The following is a 23989-nucleotide window of genomic DNA, read 5'->3' on the forward strand; positions in this document are numbered from 1 at the left end:
AAATCGTCGAATTCGGGAATCCTGACGCGCTCGTTTCCGGCGGTTCGATTCTTCTGGGAGTCGGCTTTGTCGGTATGGTTTCCGGGTTTGGTTTGGGCGGGCTATTCCGGGGCTCCCTGCGTGGTGGACGCCGGCGCGGCGGCTTCGTCTGCCTGGCGGCGGCCATGACGCTCGCGGTGACGGCGGTTCCGGCCCCCGCGTTCGCGCCCGTTCGGTCTGCTCAGGCGGCGATGCCGCGCGCGCAGGCCGACGCGGTTCCCATCGCGCCGTGTCTGGACACCGGCGAGGTGTCGCTGGGCGGGGAGTACGACGTTTATTACATCCATACCGATCACCGCGGCGCGCCGGTCTTCCTGACGGACGAATCCGCCGATGTCGTGTGGACGACGGAGTACGACCCCTTCGGCAACGCGCTGTGCGATTGGGGCCGCGTGCATCAGGACGCCACGGGACGCACCGAGTGCGTGCCGAATGACTGGGTTTCGGGCGAGCGCGTGGAGATGAACCTGCGTCTGCCGGGCCAGTACTACGACGAGGAGTCCGGCCTCCATTACAACTGGCACCGGTACTACGACCCCAAGATCGGGCGGTATTTGACGCCGGATTCCTACATTCTGTCCGTCAACAAATATATTTATGCCCACAATAATCCATTGCTATATGTAGATTTTGAAGGAAGTCATCCCGCTGCGGTTGCCGCAGCTGCAGCGTGGGAGCTAATAGAAGGGTTCAATGATTCGTCGGCTTTTGTTTGGGATGTAATGGATTTGATAAACGGAGGGTACTGTAATTTAAGCGATTGGCTTTGGACCGGTTGGGACGCCTTGAGCTTAGCATTGCCCGGATTGCCTGCGCTCGGACTAATAGGCAAACCTGGACGATTTGATGACGTTATGGATGCTCTAGATAAATGGCTGGGCCCTGGGGCACGAACGCGCTTTAACAAAGCAAACGACTGGTTCAGGCAGTCGGAGGACGAATTAAAGCAGGTTCGGTTTGACAAGAATAATCCATCGCCCCATGATAAACCTCATTTACATGTTACAGAGTGGTCCCCAGATGGCGAGGAGATTCTAAACAGACGTTACTTCATCGATGAGTGAGGAGGACACAGTGACGACTGTACGAGGAGAGAGATACTTGGTGATCGATGAACTCGGAAGTTCATATCGTTATATTCATGACAAAGAAAATGACGTTCATCGAATTGTATTAGAAGGTCAGCAAATTGAAATGGGTTTATGTCTGAGCAAGATCGGAAGCATAGAAATACCATTATGTGAAGGCCCGGCGACCTCTGAGGAGAATTTCTATTATTTGAAAAACCTTGGACGAAAGTCTTTGAGATTTCTTGATATGATCGAACATCTACGTGTTGCAAACGGGAATCGCAAAGTGATTATTGATTGCATCTTGGTTAATAAGTACGCTAAACTATTTCTAAGAGAGTTGCAATTACTGAGCTTTGACGACTATGAACTTGCGATGTGGGGTTCGCGAGCAAAAAGCTTAGAAAAAAAGGGAATTATCAACCAGCTCTCCGGGGATGATCATATGTTAAACATGGCGAGCGTTGCCGATGAGGTTCTCATCGACGCGTATGATAAGAAAGAAGTCGCTATAAAAATAAAACTTAATACAAGTTGTGGCAATGAAAGAGTTCGCGATGTTGACCGGTTTGTTCAAATATTACTTCAGGGAATTTCTCGTTCGGACAATCCGTGACTTAGATGAATAGATTATAGCTTGGAAATTCTTAAGCGGTTAGCAAGAGGCCACCTGCGGCCACGTAATTCGAGGAGAAATCGATGCGCGACGGACTGAAATCGATAGATCTGGGTGTTCTGGCGGCGTTGATCGTTCTTGCGCTGCTCGCGGCCTCCTGCGGCGGCGGGGGCGGGGACGACCCTTCGACACGCTCAGGGCCTAGCGGCGACGTGGATGACGACGACGGAGATGACGACGGCGGTTCCGGCGACGACGACGGGTCGGGCGACGATGACGGCGGCGGGGACGACGACGGCGATGATGATGACGACGATGACGGCGCCGACGACGACACGGAGATTGCGTGGGTGCCGATTCCCGCGGGCGAGTTCGTCATGGGCTGCTCGCCGGGCGACACGGACTGCGAGGACCACGAGAAGCCGCCGCGCACGGTCATTCTCACGCAGTCGTTCCAGATGGCGGCGACCGAGACGACGCAGGCCCAGTACGCCGCGGTGATGGGCTCGAACCCGAGCCACTTTGCCTCGTGCGGCGGCGACTGCCCGGTGGAGATGGTGTCGTGGGTCGATGCGAAGACATAGGCCGTGAGTCGGAACTTGTCAGAGAGGGAATTCTCGACTCGGTCGGAAGGCTACGCTCGAAACGACGGTTTCAGCTTCGATATTCGCACGTCTTTCGCTGCCGCGTGACGTTGCCTGAATCCATCCGTGTCCGTATCGACGTCGTGAGCCGATGCCGCGTCCTTCAGCCGCCACTCGTCTTCGATCACGACCGCGTCCGCGAGGCCACGAAAACGGCGAATTGCGTTGGAGATCGCGCGCTCCTCGTGTAGGATTCTTCGCCCATGCACGCCGTCGCATCCGATTTCCGCGTCCTCCTACTGCACGCGCCGTCGTACGAGGTGCTCGGAAACGTCGCGGGCCGCCCGTGGCGCGGGCGCAGCACGGCGCACATTCTCGGTCTCGGCTACCTTCGCGGCGCGATTTCGGATATCGCCCAGTGCGTGGTCCTCGACGTTTCGACGCGGCCGGATCCCGCGCGCGCCGTGGAAGAGCATCTCAGCGAAAACCGCTACGACCTGATCGGCCTGTCCGCCATCGTCTTCAGCCTGGGTTGGGCGCAAGTGTTCGCGCAGATCGCCCGGCGGACGCACCCACGCGCCCTCGTGGTGCTCGGCGGCGCGTCCACGACGTTTCCGATTTCGCTGCTGTGGGAACGCGTGCCCGACGCGCATGGGATCGTCGTCGGGGAAGGCGAACTCGCCCTGCGTGGGCTCGTCGAGGCGATGCGGGCGGGAAACCCTCTCGACGGACTCCCGGGGATTGTCTGGTCGGGGTCGGGGCACGAACGCCCGGCGACGCCATCGCCGCAGCCGGAAATGGACGCACTGGAATTTCCGCGGCCGGCGCTCGGGCGGACGGGCATCGATCTGCATCCGCCGTACGGACTCTACGCGCCGATCGCGCCCTACGAGACCTCGCGCGGGTGCCCCTGGCCGTGCTCGTTTTGCACGATTCGCCGGGGGTATCGCAAACGGTCGGTCGAGCGATGCGCCGGCGAACTGGCGACGCTGTACGAATCGCGCGATATTCGCGAGATCTACTTCGTCGATCCCACGTTCACGCTCGACGCCGGGCGCACACGCCAATTGTGCGAGGCGATGATCGCGCGCAAAACGAAACTGCGGTGGAGCTGCAAAACACGCGTGGACTGCGTGGACGACGAAACGCTCGCCCTCATGAAGCGGGCGGGCTGCTACCAGATCGCGCTCGGCGTGGAATCGGGCGACGAGGAAATCCTGCGCGCGACGGAAAAGGGCTCGACGCCGGGGGAGGTCGTCGAGGCGATTCGGAAGACGAATCGGCACGGCATCAAGTCAATTGCCTACATGATCGTCGGCCATCCGCTGGAAAGCGAGGCGACGCTGGCGCGCTCGCAGGCCATGCTGCGCGAGGCGAAACCCACGTATGCGAGCGTCACGGGCTACGTGCCGATCGGCGTGGACGAGCCGACGTTTGCCGAGTACTGGCGCGGGGTGTTTGACGGCACGCTCTGCGATTGGCCGCGTTATCGCGTCGTCGCCAGGTGGGTGCGAAATTTCTATCTCACGTTCTATCTGCGCCCGCGCACCGTGTGGACGATCCTGATGTTCCTCGCCGCGCCGCGAGGGATGGAGCAGATCGTGCGCGCGGCTTTCGATTTCGCCCGAAAGGCCGTCTTTTCCAGTCGAAAGCCAAAACCGGTCGCCATGTCGTCCGCGGACACGGCACCCGCCGCGACCGGCGCCTGACGGTAGCAGTCCATTCAAGGAGTGGCTCCAGACGGGCACTTGGCCGGATCCACCGGCGGACCCACAATGGTTTTCACATCGACGCCAAACCCCGGCAGAAATTTCCAGAAAGACCACCGCCCTTTTCGCCAGGCATCGGCGGAAAGACACGTCATTCGACCCGCCGGCGCGTCCAGCCAGCGCACAACGTGCCGCTCCCCCGGAAAATCGGGGCCGGTCACGAACCAGGAGTTTTTCAGGTCCGCGTATGGAATCAAGGATGGTCCAACACTTGTCGCCCAAATTTCCGGACCCGCCGTCCACCAGGGCGAAATATCGTTAGTGAACGGAATGTCTTTGCGATGCACGGGCATGAGTTCATTCACCACAGCCCATGACCGACCGGATTCCGCGCCGTGCGGCGGACAGGGCGCGGTAGTCATGTTTCCGAATAGCAGCGCGAGATAATCGGGGGACTTCGACCACAGATAGACGGGACGATCGCCCCACTGCGTCCGATATTGTCTCACCAAGGACACCGCGTAGAGATCGGGCAACAGGTACCCCTCGATGCGGATGTCCTCACTTCGCAACCGGGCCGCGTCACGCCGGATGTCGAACGCGGCGATATCCTTGGCCGGACGCTGGTGATACCGGACGATTCCAACCGCGCCGAATACAATCCACGCCACGACAATAACCCAAGTCAAGGAGGTTCCGAGGGGTCGGTGCCGGTATAGGGTTGCCAGTCCGCATGCGAGCAGGAGAAACAAATAGGGTTGAATCGGCACCCAGAATCGAATGGAAAATTTCGTCGTTCCAAAGATCCGATAAGCCAGGATCGACGCCACGAAAACGAGCGATGTCACCACGACCACCGGGCCGCGTCCCTGCCGGATCCAGGCCATCATTCCAAACGCGGTGATTCCCGCGCCAACTACTCCCAAGATCGGAGTGCCGAAAAGAAAGCCCAGAAGAAATGCGATCATCATGACGGGTGAGACGCCGGTATACGAGTCGATATTCAACAAGTGTTCACGGCAAGTGACGGCGTAGACGATAAATCCGGCCAAAGAAATTCCGCTGAGCGCCGCGCCAAACACAACCTGGCCAAAAAGGCGCAGACGATGGCCCCGAATCTCGGTCTCGACCGAACACACCCGGATGAGGATCCAACAAACATGGATGCCGAGAAAAATCAGATAGCCTTGCGTGAAGGCACCGACTGTCGAAACGATCAACCACCCGGCGATCGCAGCACGATTCCCGCGCGCCAACGCCGAATCAAGAAATAAATGAGCCGCCAACGCGTATGCGGCCACGGTGGAATAGGGGCGAACCTCTTGGGCATACACCACCTGCAGTGGCGACCACGCGACCAGGAGTCCGGCCAACAACGACTCAGGAACTCCCGCACGGTGACGTCTCGCCATCATGACGGCCAAAGGGACGCAGGCCAGGCTCATGATCGCCGGAAATATGCGCAAAACGGTATCCGAAGCGCCCCACATCGCAAGCCATCGAACGCCCTCGCTAAAGGACAGATTCGGCAGATAATAAATCATGCGATCCGGCAGGCATTTGAACGAGGCGATCAAGACCTCCATCGCCTCATCGTTCCATAGTGGTTTACGGCCGATGTTCCAGAACCGCGTAACGGTCGCGATCATGGAAAGCAGCGCGACGGACAGCCACAATCGCCGCGTCGGGTGAGACAAAAATGATTGCGCCATGATGAGCGTATCTATTTTCGGTGCGTTTGCGCCACTGGGCGAAAGGCATCCCAGGACCGTTGTTGCCGGTCAAAATGTCGAACGAAAGCCCTCAAACCGTTGCCGCCTGAGCGACCGCGTCCGTGTCCATTCGACGACGGAACAGTAATCGACGGTAGTATTCGCCGGCCGTGATTCTCGCGCTCAAACGCGTGAATGATGCAAAGAGCAGGAATGGTCTCGTGCTGGCTGTGACGAGACGAAGAAGCCTTCGTGGCGAAAAAAATCGGCGGTAGGCGCGTTTCTGCGTGACCGACAGATCACGCCCGGTCGCCAAGGCATAGAACGAATGTTTGGGGTAGTAATCGTAGTCCAGGTCTTTAATTCGCTCGCCAAGTTCCGCCGCCGCAAGATCGTAAAGCGGCGTCTTGGGAAATGGAGTGAATGTGAAAAAACTCGCAAGGTTGAGTTTGGACTCCACGGCCAATTGCACGGTCTTCTCGATTTCCTCCGCGGTTTCTGTCGGAAAACCGATGATGAAATATCCCTTCGTCAAGATTCCGATACTCGATGCGTAGCGAATGCTCTCCATCAACCGTTCCGGTTTGAGCGCTTTTTTCAGAAGTTTCTGCACGCGATCGGAGCCCGATTCCACCGCGAAAGTCAGGTTGTAGCAACCGGCCCGCTTGAGCGCGTCGATCTGTTCCTTGTCGAGCAGGTCCCCCCGCACGCCGTTGGGGAACGCGATGTGGATTTTGTACGGTCGGGCTGCGATTTTTTCGCAAAACTCCAAAACGCGCCGCCGGTCGTAATTCCAGATGTCGTCCACGAACTGAATCTCATCTACGCGATGGTCGCGGACGAGAATATCGATCTCTTCCAGAACATGGTCCGTGGACCTCGCTCGCATTCTTCGACCCATCAGATTGTGACAATAAGTGCAATGGTACGGGCAACCTCTCGACGTCATGACCGGAGCGACGCGACGGCCGGCCTGAACCATCCCGTTCATGGAATTGACCGCGAGATAGTCTTTGAACCGAATGGATGACCAATCAGGAAATCCCAGGGCGTCCAAGTCCTGTGGGGCTTCCGAAACGGTTTCCGGTTGATCCAGATCGCCACGGGTGGCTACGCCGGGAATGGCGTCAGCATGTCGTTTCGAAAACAGGTTTCGCAAATACCGCGGGAACGAATACTCGGCCTCGCCCAGGATGGCCGCATCGACCGCGGGACTGTCAAACGCGCATGCCCGATCGACCGTGGCCAACGGCCCCCCGGCCACGACGTGCGTCGCGGAATGAGCCCCTCGGACCACGTCGGCCGAGAGCGCAACGCCTTTTTGCTCGCCGAACAGCGCGCTGAGCCCGACCACATCGGGACGATAATCGGCGACCAATCTGGACAACGCGTCCAGCGGCTTTTTCTCGTTACGCGAGTCGTGAATACGAACGTCGACGTCTCCGCCAAAGTCCCTTTTGATGGCGGTGGATAGCCAGAGTGGGCCGAGCGGCGGCGATGACGTCTTGACGGGAATAGGCTGACTGACGCGCACCATCAACACTCGCATGACGGACTCCCCTCGGTGGCAGGGTGTAAGGACTGCTCTCGAACCGCACCCGCGGATTGTGGGCGCACCCGACCAAAAGACTTTCGGAAACGACGGACGGTATCGCCGAGCGACCGGCCAATACGTCCGCCCCCTTTTCCTCGGATTTCCGGCGTCGTCGCGACGGGTGCTCTGGGGAAACGCGGCATGAGCAAATCGGCGACGGCCTTTTCGATCATCATGCCGAAATAGAAACGGCGCATACGCGCGCGCGCAATCGGTCGATAAAGCGTGCTCGCGAGCCGCAGCGGCCACGACCGGCTATAGTCGTTGATTTTGCGATCAATGAATATCGACGCGAAATGCAGGCGTTCGAATTTTTCTTTTTTGTCGCCGTCATCCCACGAATACCGGTTCCATTCGCCCACGCGCGCCCAGCCTGCGAGCGAATCCGGCGCGCGAAATCCCGCCGCGACGGCATCCTGATAAACCTCGGTCCCTGGAAACGGCGTGAACAGATACAGAGGGCTGGTGCGAAATCGGGAATTGAGTTCGAGCAGATCCACCATCAGTTTCGCGGTCTGCCGCGTGTCGTCCTCGGTTTCGGAAGGGAGGCCGGTCATGAAGCTCGCGAAGAGGTTCAACTGAAAGTTTGCGAGTCGCCGAACCTGCTCGACCACCTGCGGCACGTCGCCCTGCTTCTTGATGTACGTGCGGATGCGTTCCGAGCCGCTCTCGATGCCGATCGTAACCCTCTTGCAACCGCTTTTTTCCACGAGTCGCAGGTCGTCATCCGTCAGCCGGGCGAGGCTGTAGATGTCCACGCCCTGCACCTCGTAAGTCAGATCCGTGGTGAGAAACAGTTCCGCCAGACGCAGCGCGCGTTTCTTGTTGATGAAGAAATTGTCGTCGACAAAATAGACCGAACCGAAATCGTGTTTTCTGCGCAGCGCGAGGATGTGCTCGAAGAGCCGCTCGGGCTCGATCGCGCGCCAGCGCGTGTCGTTCATGACGGTGTTGTAGCAATAGGTGCAGTCGTACGGGCAACCGCGGCTGCCCTGCGTGTAAAGCGTCGGCACGCCCTGATACGTGGGAAGATACGGACGCAGATCGGCGTCGATGGTGGGCAGCAGCGGGATGCGTTCGCCGCGCATCAGCGGGCGTTTCGCCGTGACCGAGACACGGCCGTTCTCGGAAAACGCGATTCCGGGGATCTCGCCGAGCGGGCGGCGCTCGATCAGATACGAAACGATTTCGCCGAAGGTCTCCTCGCCCTCGCCGATGACCACGGCGTCCACGAGTTCGTGCGCGGCGGTCTGCTGGGCCGTGAGACTCGCGTGCACGCCGCCCCAGATCACCGGCGTCGGCCCCGATTCGCGCACGATGCGCGCGGCGTCCATGGCGTTGACGAGCATGTCGGAGGTGTAAGACGTCAGGCCGACGGCGACCGTCGGTGCTTCGCGAAGCCAAGCTGCGAGCGTCGATCGCCAACCGGAGTCGAGCCGCGCGTCGAGAAGACGTACGCGCACTCCCTCGGGAACGCCGGTCGAAACGGCCATCAGGCCGAGCGGAGGGGAGGGCGCCGAGCGGAGAAAATCCATGTAGCCGATCGCCGGCTGGATCAGGATGACCTGCGGATTCGCGGATGTCGGCATGCATTCTCCGCGGATTCGGCCCCGCAAACGCATCGCGGTCCGCATGGATTCACGGAATGCTCGCAGTCTATCGCCGAATCCGTGGCCGCGTAAGCTGTATGGATTACAAATCCTTCGTGCGCCCGGTGCCAAACGTTATCGGCGCGACTCTTCCAGGCGCTTGACGCGGTTCTCATCCACGCGCACGAACACGGTTTTCGTTTGCTCCACCACCACGCGGCCCGGCGGCGCGCCTTTGGGTTTGCGGACGTATTTGCGCTGCGTGTAACGCACCTCGCCCGCGCCCTGTTTGACGAGTCGCGACCCGCGCAGCGCCAGCGTCGCGGCGTCCAGCAAGGTTTCCGACGACAACTCCTGCCCCGGCGGGACCTTGACGACGACGTGGCTTCCCGACTCGCCCGAGACGTGGAACCACCAGTCGTTTCCCACGCCGATGCGAAACGTGACCTCGTCGTTTTCGCGGGCGTCGCGGCCGACCACGATGAGCGATCCGTCCTTCGCGACGTATCGCCTCGGTCCCGATAGCTGCGGCGTTGATTTCCGTGTCGTCGCCGCTGTGACGCCTATTGGATTGCGCGGTTTCGGGATGAAATTTTCGGCCTCGGCGCGCGCGCGCAGAACGCCCAATGCGTCATCGGGCGCGCGCTCGATCTCCTGCGCCAACGCCGCGGCCAGATCCGCGCGGCGCTTCGCCTCGGGGATCTGCTCGGCGAGCGCCGCGAGCTTGCGTTCGCCGCGACGGGCTCGGGTAAACAACCGATCGACCTGCCCGGCGGCGCCCAATTTGGGATCGAGCACGATCACGCGCGCGGGACCGCCGTACCAATCCTCGATTTCGATACGATCCAGTCCCTTTTTGACGAGATGCATCGACGCGGCGAGATGCTCGGCGTCGGCTCGAAGGCGCACGGGGTCGCCGGCGTCCTCGGCTTCGCGCGTGAGTTTCGCCAGATGCTCTCGCGCCCGCTTCGCCGACTTGCGAACCGCGGCGAGCAATTCCGCCCGTGCGCGGTCACGCCGCGACCGATCGCGTTCCCGCGCGTAGAACCTTCCGATCGCGAACGCGATATCGCCCTCGCCGAAGTCGCGGACAGTGCGCTGCGCGGCCGGACCCTGGGCCGGCGGCGCGACCGCGTGCGGCGGCTGATAAACGTCGCCGGGCACGCAGGGGCGTGGCCCCGATCCCGCGCGCGCCGCGTCGAGCACGCGCCCTTCTCCGTCGATGACGATCAGGTTGCCGTGCCGGCCGAAGAGTTCGGCGACGAGCGTGCGAACGCCGTCCGCGCGCTCCACGGTCAGCGTCGCGACACGGTCGCCGGGCACGACGGCGAGTTCGACCACGCGACCGCCCTCGAGGTGTTTGCGCGCCGTGGCGCAGAACCGCGGCGGCGTGGGGTCATGCGCGACGCGCTCGTCGGCCAGCGCGATGTGCGCGAGGCCCGGCTCGCACGTCACGATGAGCCACGCATCCAGGTCGCTCCCGTGAAGCTGGATACTGAGCGTGTGGTCGGCCGTCTGGTAGATCTTCTGGACGCGCGCGCCCTCGACTTGGCCGCGCATCGCGTCGACGACGAAGGTCAACTCCCGCGATGTGAGCGTCACGCGGCGTCGTCCGGGAGTTCGAGAATCGTCAGCCGTTTTTCGTCGCGAAAAGGTCCGCAGTTGATGAATCGCGTGCGGTCGTAGTCCATCTCGCGTCGCCGGGGTTCGTGGACATGGCCGTAGTGGACCGTCCTCGGCGCGTGCGCGTCCACGTAACGCAGAAGTGCCTCGCTGCCGCCCTCGTCGCGATTCGCGATGCGGTCGAAACACAGGTCCTCGATCGCGGGCGGGCAGTGCACGAAGAGGTGATCGACCGGGCCGAGCGCGACGAGCCGGCGCTCGAATTCCTCGGGCGAAATCTCGCCGGGCATGCCGAAGCTGTAGTTCATCTTCGGGCTGCCGTTCACGAATCCCAGCCGCGCGCCGTTCAGATCCAGTACGTGCGTCTCTTCGATGTACCGGATGTTGGGACGCAGATTGGCGCGCAGTTGCGGCGGAAAATCGACGTTGCCGTTGATGAGATAAACCTCGCAGGGAATCTTCGAAAACAGTTCGCGGTAGCACTCGCCGGTGCGCTCGGCGATTTTTCCGAACAGATCCTCGATTCCCGCCGCGGTTTTCACCATCACCTTCTTGGCTTCGGCGAGGCGGTTTTGCGCGGTGAGCTCGATGACCTGCTCGATGGTTTCGCGATCGACGAATTCGGCGAGCAGTCCCGACCGATCGGAGTAGTCGATGATGTTGATGAAATCGCCGAGCAAAAAGCACAGGTCTTCGCCGTCCAACTGCGCGACGAGGTCGTCGTACGCGCCGTGGATATCGCTGGCGATCTTGATGCGCACGATCGCTTCCGTTATCGGGCGGCGCGGATGCCGTCGAGGGCGTCCAGATTCGCGCACGACGCGGTATCGCCCGGGTCCTGACCCAGATACACCTTCTTGATGGTGCCGCGCAGAATCTTGGCCGAGCGCGTCTTGGGCAGATCGCTCACGAAGACGAGCACGCCGGGGCGCAGCGTCTTGCCCAGATGCCGGACGACTTGATCCTTGAGTTCGGCGCGAAGTTCCTCGCTCGGCTCGTGACCCGGCGCGAGCACGACGAAGCAGCCGACCGTCTCGCCCTTCAGATCGTCGGGCAGACCCACCGCCGCGGATTCCATAACGGACGGGTGCTCCATGAGCGCCGACTCGATCTCGGCGGGCCCGGTGCGTTTGCCCGCGACCTTGATCGTGTCGTCCGACCGGCCGCGCAGATACCAGAAGCCCTGCTCGTCCACCTCGGCCCAGTCGCCGTGAAACCAGATGTTCGGGAACTTCGAGAAATACGTGTCGAGGTATCGCTGCCGGTCGCCCAGGAATCCCTTGGTCATCGACGGCGCGGGCTGCTTGCAGACCAGGTGCCCGATGCCGGTCTTGATCGGATGCCCGTCCTCGTCGAACACGTCCACGTCCATGCCGAGCGCGGGGCCGGCCAGCGTGCAGGGGGTCAGCTCGGTCACGGGGTTCGGGCTCAGGTGACAGCCGACGATCTCGGTGCCGCCGCTGATGTTGATGATCGGCACGCGCGACTCGCCGACGTTTTCGAACAGCCACATATACGACTCGGGATCCCACGGCTCGCCCGTCGAACCGAAATAGCGCAGCGACGTGCGGTCATACTTTTTTACGTACGACAGATCGGATTGCTGAAGCAGCCGGATCGCCGTGGGCGAAACGCCCAGGTGCGTGACGCGAAATCGCTCGACCATCTCCCACAGCCGCCCGGCGTCGGGGTAGTTCGGCACGCCCTCGAAGATGACGAAGCTCGCGCCGAAGTGCGCGACGCCGATCATCTCCCACGGCCCCATCATCCAGCCGATGTCGGTCACCCAGAAGAATCGCGAGTCGGGCTTCACGTCGAAGGCGTACCCGAGTTCTTTCGCCATTTGCGCGATGCAGCCCGCGTGCGTGTGGACGGTGCCCTTGGGCCGCCCCGTCGTGCCCGACGTGTAGATGATGAGCGCGGTGTCCTCGGCCTCGCAGATCTCGGTCGGCGCGTCGTCGCCGTGGTCCGCGACGAAGTCGGCGTAGCGCACATCGCGGCCGTCCGTCATCGGCACCGCTTGTCCGGTTCGGGCGACCACCACCACGGTCGTCACGGTCTTCGCGAGGTCCACGGCCTTGTCGGCCTCATTCTTCAGCGGCACGGGCTTGCCGCGCCGGAACGAGCCGTCCGCCGTGAACAGCAGTTTCGCGCCGGCGTCCTCCAGGCGCACCGCCAGCGCCGATGGCCCGAAGCCCGAGAAGACGGGAATCGCCACCGCGCCGATCTTGAGGATCGCGAAAAACACCACGACGATCTCGGGTGCCATCGGCATATAGATGCCGACCGCGTCGCCCTTTTTCACGCCGTGCGCGCGCATGGCGTTCGCGAGCCGGCAGACCTCGCGGTTCAGCCGGTCGTAGGTGTAGGTCGTGGGCTCGCGGTCGTCGCACTCGTGCGTGAAGCAGATGTGATCGCCGCGGCCGTCGCGGATGTGCCGGTCGACCGTGTTGAGCACGACGTTGGTCTTGCCGCCGACGAACCAGCGCGCAAAGGGGAAACCGTCGGCCTGCGTCTGCGTGTACGGCGCGTACCACTCGACGCCGAGGTCGCGGAGCGCCGTGTCCCAGAAGCGCGAGGTGTCGGCGACGGACCAGGCGTGCAGCTCGCGATAATTCGCCGCGCCGACCTGGCGCATCAGCCGCGCGATGTTGGAGTTTTCCAAATATTCGCCGGTGGGTTTCCAGATCACCTCGACCATGGCAGGACCCTTTCGTCGCGCATCGCGCGCATGTGCATTCGGCAGCAGTCGCTCATGTGCATTCGGCCCCAGTCGGACCCGGGCGGGTGGTTGCGAAAAGAGCCTCAATATTGTACACGGTTCGCGTTCAATTGACCACGTTTTGAGCCCCCGCACAAAATGGCGGATTCGTGCATTGACGGGGCCGGTGTTCCCGAAGGAGGTGCTTCATGTCAGGCGAGAAGATCACGGTAAAGGACGGCCGGCTCCAGATCCCGGATCGGCCCATCATTCCCTTCCTCGAGGGCGACGGAATCGGCCCGGACATCTGGCGTGCGTCGCAGATGGTGTTCGACGAGGCGGTCCGCAAGACCTTCGGCGGCAAGCGTCAGATCGTCTGGAAAGAGATCCTGGCGGGCGAGAAGGCGTTCAAGGAAACCGGCAACTGGCTGCCGGTCGAAACCACCGACGCCATCAAGGAATATCTCGTTTCCATCAAAGGTCCGCTGACGACACCCGTGGGCGGCGGTTTCCGCAGCCTCAACGTCGCGCTGCGCCAGATCCTCGACCTGTTCGCGTGCGTGCGGCCGGTGCGCTATTTCGACGGCGTGCCCTCGCCGGTGAAGGCGCCTCACAAGCTCAACGTCGTCATCTACCGCGAAAACACCGAAGATGTGTACGCGGGCATCGAATACGAACAGGGCAGCGACCAGGCGCTGAAGCTGATCGAGTTCCTGAACACGACCTACGGCACCAACATCCGCGTCGATTCGGGCGTGGGCATCAAGCCGATCTCGGTGTTCGGCAGCCGCCGCCTCGTGCGCAAGGCGATCCGCCATGCGATCGACAAGAAACGCGGCAGCGTGACGCTCGTGCACAAGGGCAACATCATGAAGTTCACCGAAGGCGCGTTCCGTAGCTGGGGCTACGACGAGGCCCGCGAGAACTTCGGCGAATTCACGGTGACCGAGGATCAGGTGTGGAGCGACTTCGGCGGCAAGACGCCGGCGGGCAAGGTCATGATGAAGGACCGCATCGCCGACGCCATGTTTCAGCAGGTGCTGCTGCGCCCCGACGAATACGAGGTCCTCGCCACGCCCAACCTGAACGGCGATTACCTGTCCGACGCGTGCGCCGCGCAGGTCGGCGGCCTCGGCATGGCCCCGGGCGCGAACATGAGCGACGACGTGGCGCTCTTCGAAGCGACGCACGGCACCGCACCCAAGTACGCGGGACAGGATAAGGTGAACCCCGGCAGCGTGATCCTCTCGGGCTGCATGATGTTCGAGTACATGGGCTGGGACGAGGTTTCCGTGGCCATCCAGCGCGGCATCGAGGGCGCAATCGCGAAAAAGACCGTGACCTACGACTTGGCGCGCCAGATGCCCGGCGCAACCGAGGTGTCGTGCTCCGGCTTCGGCGAGGCCATCTGCAAGAACCTCTGATTCCGACCCGAAAGACCGATGCGGCCGGTGGGATTTTCCACCGGCTGTTCTCATGCGGCGTCGCGCGGAAGATGGCCCCCGTCATGGCGCTCACGAACGATCGTTTCTACGCTTCGTGCGAACTCTGAGAACGACACGGCGGTTTCGCGGGGCGCATCGCCCCGTTCGGAGGATGACGTGGATAGACTCATCATCGACCCGATCGGCGCGACCGGCGTCCGATTCGACGAGGGCTTCGTCGAGGTCGAGCCGGGCGTGCGGCTTCGTGTCATGTCGTGGACGCCGGACGCGCCAACGGACACGGCGCCGGTCGTCTTCGTCGCGGGCTGGGTTTCTTCTGTGCTCGGGTGGGCGGAAATGATCCGCGAGTTGGCGGCGCATCGCCCGGTCGTCTATATCGAGACGCGCGAAAAGTCGTCGGCGCACGTCGCAAAATCGGGGCTGGGTCCGTCGGACTTCTCGATCGAGCGGATGGCGCGCGATCTGGTCGCCGCGTTCGCGGCGCTTCGCATCGACCACGAGCGCGCGGTGGTGGCGGCGAGTTCGCTGGGCGCGACCGCCGTGCTCGAGGCCCTCAAGCAGGGCCGTCTGCGCGCCCGGGCCGCGTTTCTCATCGGTCCCAACGCCGAGTTCAGCGCGCCGCGTTCGCTGCGGCCGATCCTCTATCTGCCCGCGGGGCTCTATCACGTCGTCAAGTACTTCGTGCTCTGGTACGTGCGCACCTTCCGCGTGGACACGAAGCGTGAGCCCGAGCAGTGGGCCCGCTACAACCGCACGCTGCGCGACGCGAATCCGCATCGCCTCAAGTACTCGGCCCGTGCCGTCATGGATTACACGGTGTGGAGCGACCTCGAGACCGTGGAGATCCCCGTGGCGGTTGCGTACGCGCCCACGGACAAGCTGCACGGCGCGGACAATATCCACCGAATTGTCGGGGCCATGCCGAACGCGGTGGCGGTGGAGTGCGCGTCGAACAAGGCGATGCACGACGCGCGCGTGGCGCGGCGGATCGAGGACTTCATTTCGCGGTTGGAGGCCCTCGGCGGACGGCGCCGGGCCGTGTGAGAAAACGCGCTCGCGGGGCGGGCGAACCGGCCCCGTCGGCGGAATCTAGTGAACCGTGCCGCCTTTTTTGAGCGCCTGACGGTGCAGCGCGCGCATCAGCGCGGCCTGCGCCCGGTTAATGTCGATCTCGGGATCGGCGTGCGACTTCGCGAGGCGCTCCTCGGCGCGCTTCTGGGCGGCCGCGGCGCGATCGGGGTCGATCTCGTCGGGCCGCTCGCACACCTCGGCGAGCACAATGACCTGATCGGAATCGATCTCCGCGTAGCCCTTGGCGACGAACATCGACGTCGTCTGCGCATTGTTGGTCAGACGCAGCGTGCCGGTTCCCAGCAACACCATGTACATGTCGTGCCCGGGCAGCACGCCCATTTCGCCCTCGGAGGCGGGAAGCACCACCATGTCGGCCTCGCCCGCCGCGACCTTGCGCGTCGGCGTGACGATGTTCACGGTCAATTTGTCGGCCATCACTTGCTCCCGATCACGCGGCGGACGCGGCGATCTTTTTGGCTTTTTCGATCACCTCGTCGACGCCGCCGACCATGTAAAACGCCTGCTCCGGGTACTCGTCGAGTTCGCCCTGAATAATTTTTCGGAAACCGCTGACGGTGTCCGCGATTTTCACGTATTTGCCGGCGAAGCCGGTGAACTGCTCCGCCACGCTGAACGGCTGCGAGAGGAAGCGCTGGATCTTGCGCGCGCGGGAAACGGTCAGCTTGTCGTCCTCGGACAGTTCGTCCATGCCCAGAATCGCGATGATGTCCTGCAGGTCCTTGTAACGCTGCAGAATGCGCTGCACCTCGCGCGCGACGTCGTAGTGCTCATCGCCCAGCACGCGCGGATCGAGGATGCGGCTCGTCGAATCGAGCGGATCGACCGCGGGGTAGATGCCGAGCTCGGCGATCTGGCGCGAGAGAACCGTCGTGGCATCGAGATGCGAGAACGTTGTCGCCGGGGCCGGATCGGTCAGGTCGTCGGCGGGCACGTAGATCGCCTGCACCGATGTGATCGAGCCCTTCTTGGTCGACGTGATGCGCTCCTGCAGTTCGCCCATGTCGTTGGCCAGGGTCGGCTGGTAGCCGACGGCGCTCGGGATGCGGCCGAGGAGCGCCGACACCTCGGAACCGGCCTGCGTGAAACGGAAAATGTTGTCGATGAACAGCAGCACGTCCTTGCCCTGCTGGTCGCGGAAGTATTCGGCGACGGTAAGGGCGGACAGACCGACGCGGGCGCGCGCGCCCGGGGGTTCGTTCATCTGGCCGTACACGAGCGCGGTCTTGGCGATGACGCCCGATTCTTTCATCTCGACCCACAGGTCGTTGCCTTCGCGGGTGCGCTCGCCGACGCCGCCGAACACCGAGTACCCGCCGTGCTGTTTGGCGATGTTGTTGATGAGTTCCATGATGAGCACGGTCTTGCCGACGCCCGCGCCGCCGAACAGGCCGATCTTGCCGCCGCGCGAGTAGGGGCACAGCAGGTCGATGACCTTGATGCCGGTTTCGAGCGCCGCCGTGGTGACGTCCTGGTCCTGCAGACTCGGCGCGTGACGGTGGATCGGCCAGTGGTCGTCGGCGTTCACCGGGCCCATCTCGTCGACCGGATCGCCGATGACGTTGATGATGCGGCCGAGCACCGCGTCGCCGACGGGTACGCTGATCATCTTGCCCGTGTCGCGCACTTCCTCGCCGCGCACCAGACCCTCGGTGGAGTCCATCGCGACCGTGCGGACCACGCCTTCGCCCAGATGCTGCGCGACCTCGAGCACGAGGTTGTCGGGTTCGCTGCTGATCGCAGCGTTGTGCACGCGCAGTGCGTTGTAAATGGCCGGCAGATGACCCTCGTCGAACTTCACGTCCACGACCGGGCCGATGACCTGCAAGATCCGTCCTTTACTCATCGTCTCATCTCCTTCGCGGCCCGTGACTCCGATCAGCCCACGCAGCCGGTTGTTTCGATCTTCACGCGGCGCGGGTGCGCCCATCCCCTCGCGCCCGACTCAGCCCTTCAGGGCCTCGGCGCCGTTCACGATTTCCGTCAGTTCCACCGTGATCGCCGCCTGGCGGCTGCGGTTGTAAAGCAGCGTCAGCCGGTCGATCATCTCGCCCGCGTTGCGGGTCGCGTTTTCCATGGCGTTCATGCGCGCGCCCATTTCGGCGGCGAAGCTCTCGAGGAACGCGCGGTAAAGCTGATAGTTCACCTCGCGCGGGAGCAGATCCTTCAGGATCGCCTCCATGCCCGGCTCGTACTTGTAGTCGAGCAGTCGCTCGCGGTCGTCGTCGATCGGATCGTCGGGAATCTCCACGGGAATCAGACGTCGCGTCACGATGCGCTGGCTGATCGCCGAGACGAACTCGTTATAGACGATGTAGATCTCGTCCGCGCCGCCCGAGTGAAAGTGCTCGATCAGCTCCTCGCCCACGCGCTGGGCGAGCGAAAAGTCGAAATCGCGCAGCAGGTTGAGGTAGCTTTTGCGGATCGGTTTTTCGCGCCGGTTGAAAAACTCGTACGCCTTGCGGCCCACGAACGACATCTCGACCTGGCGCTTCGATTCGAGGTCCGGCAGTTCGCGCTGGACGTGCCGGATGATCGACGAGTTGAATCCGCCGCACAGACCGCGGTCGGATGTGATGACGACCAGCTCGACCTTTTCGACGTGCTCGCGCCCGTGCACCAGGTCGTATCCGTCCAGCGGCGCGTGGTGCAGCAGGTTGTTGATCACGTTGTCGAGCATGATCGCGTAGGGCCGGGCCGCCTTCAGGCGTTCCTCGGCGCCGCGCAGCTTCGCCGCGGCGACCATTTTCATCGCCTTGGTGATCTGCTGCGTGCTCTTGGTGCTCTTGATCCGTTTGCGGATCGCTGAGAGATTCGACATGACTTCCTCACGAACCCTTCGCCGCCTTGAGCATATCGCTGAACTTCCGAAGACCCTCGTCCAGGTCCTTTTTGAGCGCGTCGGAGATCTCCTTTTCCTTCTCGATGGTGGGGATGACGTGCGGATAATTGTCTTCGAAGAACCGGTGCATCTGGGGCTCGTATTTGGTGACGTCGTCAACATCGACGTCGTTCAGAAAGCCGTTGAGGCCCGCGTAAATGAACAGCACCTGCTGGCCGACGCTCTGCGGTGCGTAGATGCCCTGCTTGAGCACCTCGGTCATGCGCTTGCCGCGGGCGAGCTGGGCCTGCGTGGCCTTGTCCAGTTCGGAACCGAACTGGGCGAACGCGGCGAGTTCGCGGTACTGGGCGAGGTCGAGACGCAGCGATCCTGCGACCTTCTTCATGGCCTTGATTTGGGCGGCGCCGCCGACGCGCGACACCGAGAGACCGGCGTTCACGGCCGGGCGAATGCCCGAGAAGAAGAGATCGGTTTCGAGGAAGATCTGGCCGTCGGTGATCGAAATGACGTTGGTCGGGATGTACGCCGAGATGTCGCCGGCCTGCGTCTCGATGATCGGCAGTGCGGTGAGCGAACCGCCGCCGCGTTCCTTGGACATCTTCGCCGCGCGCTCCAGCAGGCGCGAATGGAGATAGAAGACGTCGCCCGGGAACGCCTCGCGGCCCGGCGGGCGGCGAAGCAGCAGCGAGATCTGGCGGTAGGCATTGGCCTGTTTGGACAGGTCGTCGTACACCACCAGCGCGTGCATGCCGTTGTCCCGATAGTATTCGCCGATCGAGCAGCCGGTGTAAGCCGCGAGGAACTGCAGCGGCGCGGCGTCGGAGGCGTTGGCGGCGACGACCGTCGTGTACTCCATCGCGCCGTTGCGTTCGAGCGTGTCGATGACGCGCGCGACGGTGGAGACCTTCTGGCCGATCGCCACGTAGATGCAGTAGACCTGATCCTCGGGGCGCGCCGGATTTTTCTGGTTGATAATGGTGTCGACGACGATGGACGTCTTGCCGGTCTGCCGGTCGCCGATGATGAGTTCTCGCTGGCCGCGGCCGATCGGGATCATCGAATCGATGGCCTTGATGCCGGTCTGAAGCGGCTCCTTGACGCCCTGGCGATAGACGATGCCGGGCGCCTTGACCTCGACCGGACGGGACTGCGTGAGGTCGAGATCGCCCTTGCCGTCGATCGGGCGGCCCAAGCCGTCGAGCACGCGGCCCAGCGTCTGCTTGCCGGCCGGGGTCGACACGATGCGGCCGGTGCGGCGCACTTCCATGCCTTCCTTGATCGACATGCTCTCGCCGAGCAGAACGCACCCGACGTTGTCCTCCTCGAGGTTCAGCGCCATGCCCATGACGCCGCCGGGGAACTCGAGCAGCTCGCCGGCCATGACGTTCTCGAGGCCGTGCAGACGCGCGATGGCGTCGCCGACCGAGAGCACCTGGCCGACCTCGGCCACATCGACGGCCCGGTCGTAGTCCTCGATCTGTTTCGCGATGATCTTGCTGATTTCTTCCGCGCGGATCGCCTGCATGTCTTCAGTCCTTCCCCGTCAAAACTTCAAAACGACGCAACTGTCCGGCCAAGGAACCGTCGATCACGAGCGAGCCGACCTGCGTGCGCACGCCCCCGATCAGGTCGGGGTTCACGGCGGTCTCGAGGGTGACGGTCTTTCCCAGGCGTTTGGTCAACTTGATGCGGAGCTGCCCCAATGTGGCCTCGTCGAGCGGCATGGCCGACACGACGCGCCCGCGCACCTTACCCGCGGCTTCGTCGGCGATGCGGTGATACGCCTCGACGATGTCGGGCAGAGCGGCGAGTCGGCGCTTTTCCACCAGCACGCGCACGAAATTGGCGACGGCGGCAGCGGGCACGGTGGCCTTCAGGATTTCTTCGACGGCCGCGCGGCGCTTGTCCACGCCGAGCACCGGACTGTTGAGCGTGCCGAGCGACGGAGCCATCGCGTCGCACAGCGCCCCGAGTTCACGTCCGAACTCCTCGAATTTTCCCTGCTTGAGCCCGACCAGTAGCAAGGCCTGCGCGTAACGGCGGGCGAGGGCGGTGACGGCCATGTCAGGCCTCCTCGACGCGTTGGATGTAATCGTTCACGAGGCGGCGCTGCACCGAGGCGTCGGCCTCGGTGGCGAGCCGCGCCTTGGCGGCCTCGACGACGCGGAACGACATCATGTCGCGCACATCGGCCATGAGTTTCGCGGTCTCGGCATCGATCGTGGCCTGCGCGTCGGCGAGCATGCGCTCGGATTTCGTCTTGGCCGCGACGATGATGTCGTGGCCCTGACGTCCGGCGGCGTCCTTGGCGTTCTGGACGATGCGGTCGGCCTCTTCCTGCGCGTGCGCGAGGCGGGCGGCCGCTTCCTGATGCAGACGGTCGGCCTCGGTGAGCGTGGCCTTGGCCTTGGTCACCGCTTCGTTCAGTTCCTCGGTGCGCTTGCGATAGAAGTTGGTGACGGCCTTTTTCGCGAGCCACACCAGCAGAGCCACGTAGAGCACGAAGTTGACGACCGACGCGACGACCTGACCGAGTGGGAATCCGCCGTGCGCGCCATGAGCCTCGCCGTGTGCGCCTTCCTGGCCCGCGGCTTCGTGCGTTGCGGCTTCGTGTCCCGCCGCCGCGTGCGGATCGGCGACCGGATGTTCCTCGGCGGGCGCGTCTCCTTCCGGATGCGACGGCGCGACCTCGCCCTGGGCGACCGCCCACGACGCCGACATCAGGATCGCCGCGATGCCCACTCCCAAAATCCAACGATGAATTGACGTCATTTCCCTACCCAACCGGCGTCCCGAGGGTCGCCGCAATTCAAGCCGATCGACCGATCAGACGATCCGCGAGTCGTGCCGCGAGCTTCATGGCGTGGGCGTCCACTTCGGCGACGAGTTGCGCGCTCGCGGCCGCGAGTTTCTCCCGCGCTTCACCGACGAGCCGCGTCGCATCCGCCGTGGCCGCCGTCAGGATTTTGTGCTCCTGCTCGTGCGCGTCCTTGATGAGTTCCTCGCGAATGCGGTCGCAGTCGCTCTTCGTCTCCGACATGATGCCCGCGTACTCGGCGCTCTCGGCGTTCGCCTTGGCGATCAGTTCCTCGGCCATCCGCGCCGGCTCCACGTGCGCGCGCTCGCGGGCGTCGAGCACCGCGAGAATCGGCCGAAACAGCACGCGGTTCAGGAACCACATGAGGAACAGGAAGAGCCCGAGCTGATAGAAGAAGGTCAGGTCCAAACTGATCATGGCTCACTCCGCGCCGCGAAGCCGGTCTCGTCCCAGGACGATGCCGATCTCGCTCAGTTCGAGCAACGGTTCGTCCTCGGCCATCCGATGGATCGCAACCAGCGATTCCACGGGGCCGACGAAACGACCCGAACCGGTGTAGACGTAGTCGTGCGAGGCCGTGTAACGGCCCGTCAGGTCTTTTTCGTGCGGTTGATCCGAAACAGCGCTCTCGAAGTTCTCAAGACGCACGCCCGTGGCGTCGGTCTGCACAATCCGCCGGATCCGCTCGCCGTGCTCGCGACTGGAGGTCGTGAAGCGGAACGAGAATCCTGTCTCCACCACGTCGTGGGCGGCGACGATCGGCGTGTCGGCCTTCGCGAACGTGTCGCGCGCGACTTCGAGCGCGGGCCATGTCTCGCCGGGCACGAGCACGTGTGTCTCGTTGCCGGCGAGGTGCAGCTTTTCGAGCACGCGATGCACGCGGCTTTCTCCCTGAATCCCGAGTTTTTCCGAGAAAACGACGCGCTCCGCCGCTTCGCCGAGCTTCGCACGCAGGGTCCCGAGCGCCTGCTCGCAGCGCGGCAGGTCGCATTCAAAGACCACTTCGACGTATGGCGTCGCCAAGAACGGCCCCTAGAAGAAAAACACCGGAGTTGACAGCAGGAAGACGACGATCAGCACGGGGATCGAGTACTTCAGCATATAGCCGAAAAAGCTCGGCATCGGCACCCCGGCCTCCTCGGCGATGGCTTTTACCATGAAGTTCGGCGCGTTTCCAATATAGGTGTTCGCGCCCATGAAAACGGCCCCGGCGCTGATGGCGGCCAGGTAGTGCGCGCCGTTGGGGAAGGTTGTTCCCGCCACCTCGCCCATCAGGTAGCGCACCGCCTCGGGCTCGGGGATGCCCGGGTAGATCTGGCCGAGCGCCGCGTTGAAGAAGGTCAGATAGGTCGGCGCGTTGTCGAGGAAACTGGACAGTCCGCCCGTGGCCCAGAAATAGCGGGCGGGCGTGTTGACCGCATTCACGAGGAAGGCGAGGTGCCCTTGCGAGCCGGCCTTGAGAATCGCCAACGCCGGAATGATCGTGATGAAAATGCCCGCGAAAAGAATCGCGACCTCGCGAATGGGTCCCCACGTGTATTCGTTGGCCTTTCGAAGCGCTTGCGACGTGGTGAACCACGACGCCGCGCCCATGCCGAGAATGAGCAGATCGCGCACGAGGTTTTGAACCGACTCGTACAGGCCGAGGCCGACGGGGACCTCGCCCCATTCGATAAGGCCGCTCATCAACACCGCCGCGAGAATCCCCCCGAGGAACACGAAATTGAGCTTTCCGTCGAGGCCGAACGGCTCGGGTGCACCGTCGTCGGGCGGCGGCGATTCTTTTTTGAAATAGAAAGAGTCGAGGGCGAAGAAGATGGCGAGGACAAGCACCGCGGTAAAAAGCGTATCCGGCAAAATGTGGATGGCGGTCCAGAAGAAGTGAACGCCGTGGAGGAATCCGAGGAAGAGGGGCGGGTCACCCAACGGTGTGAGCGAACCGCCGATGTTGGAGACGAGAAAAATGAAGAAGACGACGACGTGCACCTTGTGACGCCGCCACGCGTTGGCGCGCAGCATGGGACGGATCAGGATCATCGACGCGCCGGTGGTGCCGACGAGCGAGGCGATGGCCGTTCCGATGAGCAGTAGGATGAGGTTGACCTTCGGCGATCCGCGAAGCGAACCGCGCACCACGATGCCGCCCGCGACCGTGAAAAGGCCGAAGAGCAGGATGATGAACGGGATGAAGTCGACGACGACGATGTGCCAGATCTCGTGCAGCGCGTGGCCGCGATACGCCATCAGGAACGGAACGGCGAAGACGACGGCCCAGGCCGCCGCAATCTTCGGATAATGGTGATGCCAGAAGTGCGGAGCGACGAGCGGGAATACGGCGATGGACAGGAGGATGCCCACGAAGGGGATGACGCTCCACAGCGGGAGCTCAGCCCCCAGGTTCACGCCATCGCTTTCGGCCGCGTCACCCGCCCACGCAAAACCCGCGCCCAAAAGAAGGACGAGGGTGCAGATCGCGGAGAAAAAAGACACGTACCTCAATGCGGCACCTTCCGCACGGCCGACCGACCGGAAAATTCCGAAGGATAAAGATCGGG

Annotated in this window: 21 protein-coding genes; 6 read left to right on the forward strand and 15 right to left on the reverse strand. The window is 62.9% G+C overall.

Going from position 1 to position 23989, the window contains the following annotated elements; translation table 11 throughout:
- The 4 genes from IT350_10440 to IT350_10455 all read left to right on the forward strand — a co-directional run.
- Positions 1-1103 (forward strand): RHS domain-containing protein (locus tag IT350_10440; GenBank protein MCC6158460.1); only part of this gene is annotated, 1103 nt, incomplete at its 5' end.
- Positions 1104-1143: 40 nt separating this feature from the next.
- Positions 1144-1725, forward strand: coding sequence for a hypothetical protein (locus IT350_10445; GenBank protein ID MCC6158461.1), 582 nt, complete (start codon positions 1144-1146; stop codon positions 1723-1725).
- 83 nt (positions 1726-1808) lie between these two features.
- Positions 1809-2309 (forward strand): SUMF1/EgtB/PvdO family nonheme iron enzyme, encoded by a 501-nt coding sequence (locus IT350_10450; GenBank protein MCC6158462.1) that lies wholly within the window; start codon positions 1809-1811, stop codon positions 2307-2309.
- A gap of 263 nt (positions 2310-2572) precedes the next feature.
- A complete protein-coding gene (locus tag IT350_10455; protein MCC6158463.1) occupies positions 2573-4018 on the forward strand; it encodes a B12-binding domain-containing radical SAM protein in 1446 nt (481 codons plus the stop codon).
- Between the two features lie 14 nt (positions 4019-4032).
- On the opposite strand, the gene IT350_10460 is transcribed toward IT350_10455, so the two are convergent.
- The 6 genes from IT350_10460 to IT350_10485 all read right to left on the reverse strand — a co-directional run bounded on the left by IT350_10460 (position 4033) and on the right by IT350_10485 (position 13237).
- Entirely contained in the window at positions 4033-5730 is a 1698-nt protein-coding gene (locus tag IT350_10460; protein MCC6158464.1) for a hypothetical protein, read from the reverse strand.
- A gap of 91 nt (positions 5731-5821) precedes the next feature.
- A complete protein-coding gene (locus tag IT350_10465) occupies positions 5822-7279 on the reverse strand; it encodes a B12-binding domain-containing radical SAM protein (protein MCC6158465.1) in 1458 nt (485 codons plus the stop codon).
- Positions 7267-8913: a B12-binding domain-containing radical SAM protein gene (locus IT350_10470; GenBank protein MCC6158466.1), complete on the reverse strand. Its 1647-nt coding sequence runs from the start codon at positions 8911-8913 to the stop codon at positions 7267-7269. Before IT350_10470 ends, IT350_10465 begins: the two co-directional genes overlap by 13 nt.
- 135 nt (positions 8914-9048) lie before the next feature.
- Positions 9049-10515 (reverse strand): NFACT family protein, encoded by a 1467-nt coding sequence (locus IT350_10475; GenBank protein ID MCC6158467.1) that lies wholly within the window; start codon positions 10513-10515, stop codon positions 9049-9051.
- Positions 10512-11297, reverse strand: coding sequence for a metallophosphoesterase family protein (locus IT350_10480; GenBank protein ID MCC6158468.1), 786 nt, complete (start codon positions 11295-11297; stop codon positions 10512-10514). Before IT350_10480 ends, IT350_10475 begins: the two co-directional genes overlap by 4 nt.
- Before the next feature lie 11 nt (positions 11298-11308).
- On the reverse strand, positions 11309-13237 hold the full coding sequence (locus IT350_10485) for an AMP-binding protein (protein ID MCC6158469.1): 1929 nt from the start codon (positions 13235-13237) through the stop codon (positions 11309-11311).
- A 209-nt stretch (positions 13238-13446) separates the two neighbouring features.
- On the opposite strand from IT350_10485, the gene icd reads away from it, so the two are divergent.
- On the forward strand, positions 13447-14661 hold the full coding sequence (gene icd / locus IT350_10490) for an isocitrate dehydrogenase (NADP(+)) (protein ID MCC6158470.1): 1215 nt from the start codon (positions 13447-13449) through the stop codon (positions 14659-14661).
- Positions 14662-14838: 177 nt separating this feature from the next.
- On the forward strand, positions 14839-15726 hold the full coding sequence (locus IT350_10495; protein MCC6158471.1) for an alpha/beta hydrolase: 888 nt from the start codon (positions 14839-14841) through the stop codon (positions 15724-15726).
- A gap of 45 nt (positions 15727-15771) precedes the next feature.
- Here the strand turns inward: IT350_10495 and IT350_10500 are convergent, their stop codons facing one another.
- The 9 genes from IT350_10500 to IT350_10540 all read right to left on the reverse strand — a co-directional run bounded on the left by IT350_10500 (position 15772) and on the right by IT350_10540 (position 23933).
- Positions 15772-16191, reverse strand: a complete 420-nt coding sequence (locus IT350_10500) for a F0F1 ATP synthase subunit epsilon (protein ID MCC6158472.1) — start codon at positions 16189-16191, stop codon at positions 15772-15774.
- Between the two features lie 13 nt (positions 16192-16204).
- Positions 16205-17620, reverse strand: coding sequence for a F0F1 ATP synthase subunit beta (gene atpD / locus IT350_10505; GenBank protein ID MCC6158473.1), 1416 nt, complete (start codon positions 17618-17620; stop codon positions 16205-16207).
- A 99-nt stretch (positions 17621-17719) separates the two neighbouring features.
- On the reverse strand, positions 17720-18595 hold the full coding sequence (gene atpG, locus IT350_10510) for an ATP synthase F1 subunit gamma (protein MCC6158474.1): 876 nt from the start codon (positions 18593-18595) through the stop codon (positions 17720-17722).
- A 7-nt stretch (positions 18596-18602) separates the two neighbouring features.
- A complete protein-coding gene (locus IT350_10515; GenBank protein MCC6158475.1) occupies positions 18603-20141 on the reverse strand; it encodes a F0F1 ATP synthase subunit alpha in 1539 nt (512 codons plus the stop codon).
- A 4-nt stretch (positions 20142-20145) separates the two neighbouring features.
- On the reverse strand, positions 20146-20679 hold the full coding sequence (gene atpH, locus IT350_10520; GenBank protein ID MCC6158476.1) for an ATP synthase F1 subunit delta: 534 nt from the start codon (positions 20677-20679) through the stop codon (positions 20146-20148).
- 1 nt (position 20680) lies between these two features.
- Complete coding sequence (locus tag IT350_10525; protein ID MCC6158477.1) at positions 20681-21388, reverse strand: hypothetical protein; 708 nt, start codon at positions 21386-21388, stop codon at positions 20681-20683.
- A 37-nt stretch (positions 21389-21425) separates the two neighbouring features.
- Complete coding sequence (locus tag IT350_10530; GenBank protein MCC6158478.1) at positions 21426-21851, reverse strand: ATP synthase F0 subunit B; 426 nt, start codon at positions 21849-21851, stop codon at positions 21426-21428.
- Positions 21852-21854: 3 nt separating this feature from the next.
- Positions 21855-22457: a hypothetical protein gene (locus tag IT350_10535; protein MCC6158479.1), complete on the reverse strand. Its 603-nt coding sequence runs from the start codon at positions 22455-22457 to the stop codon at positions 21855-21857.
- Between the two features lie 9 nt (positions 22458-22466).
- On the reverse strand, positions 22467-23933 hold the full coding sequence (locus tag IT350_10540; GenBank protein ID MCC6158480.1) for a sodium:proton antiporter: 1467 nt from the start codon (positions 23931-23933) through the stop codon (positions 22467-22469).
- Between the last annotated feature and the right edge of the window lie 56 nt (positions 23934-23989).

This window comes from Deltaproteobacteria bacterium, from assembly GCA_020845895.1.
Lineage (GTDB): Bacteria > Lernaellota > Lernaellaia > JACKCT01 > JACKCT01 > JADLEX01.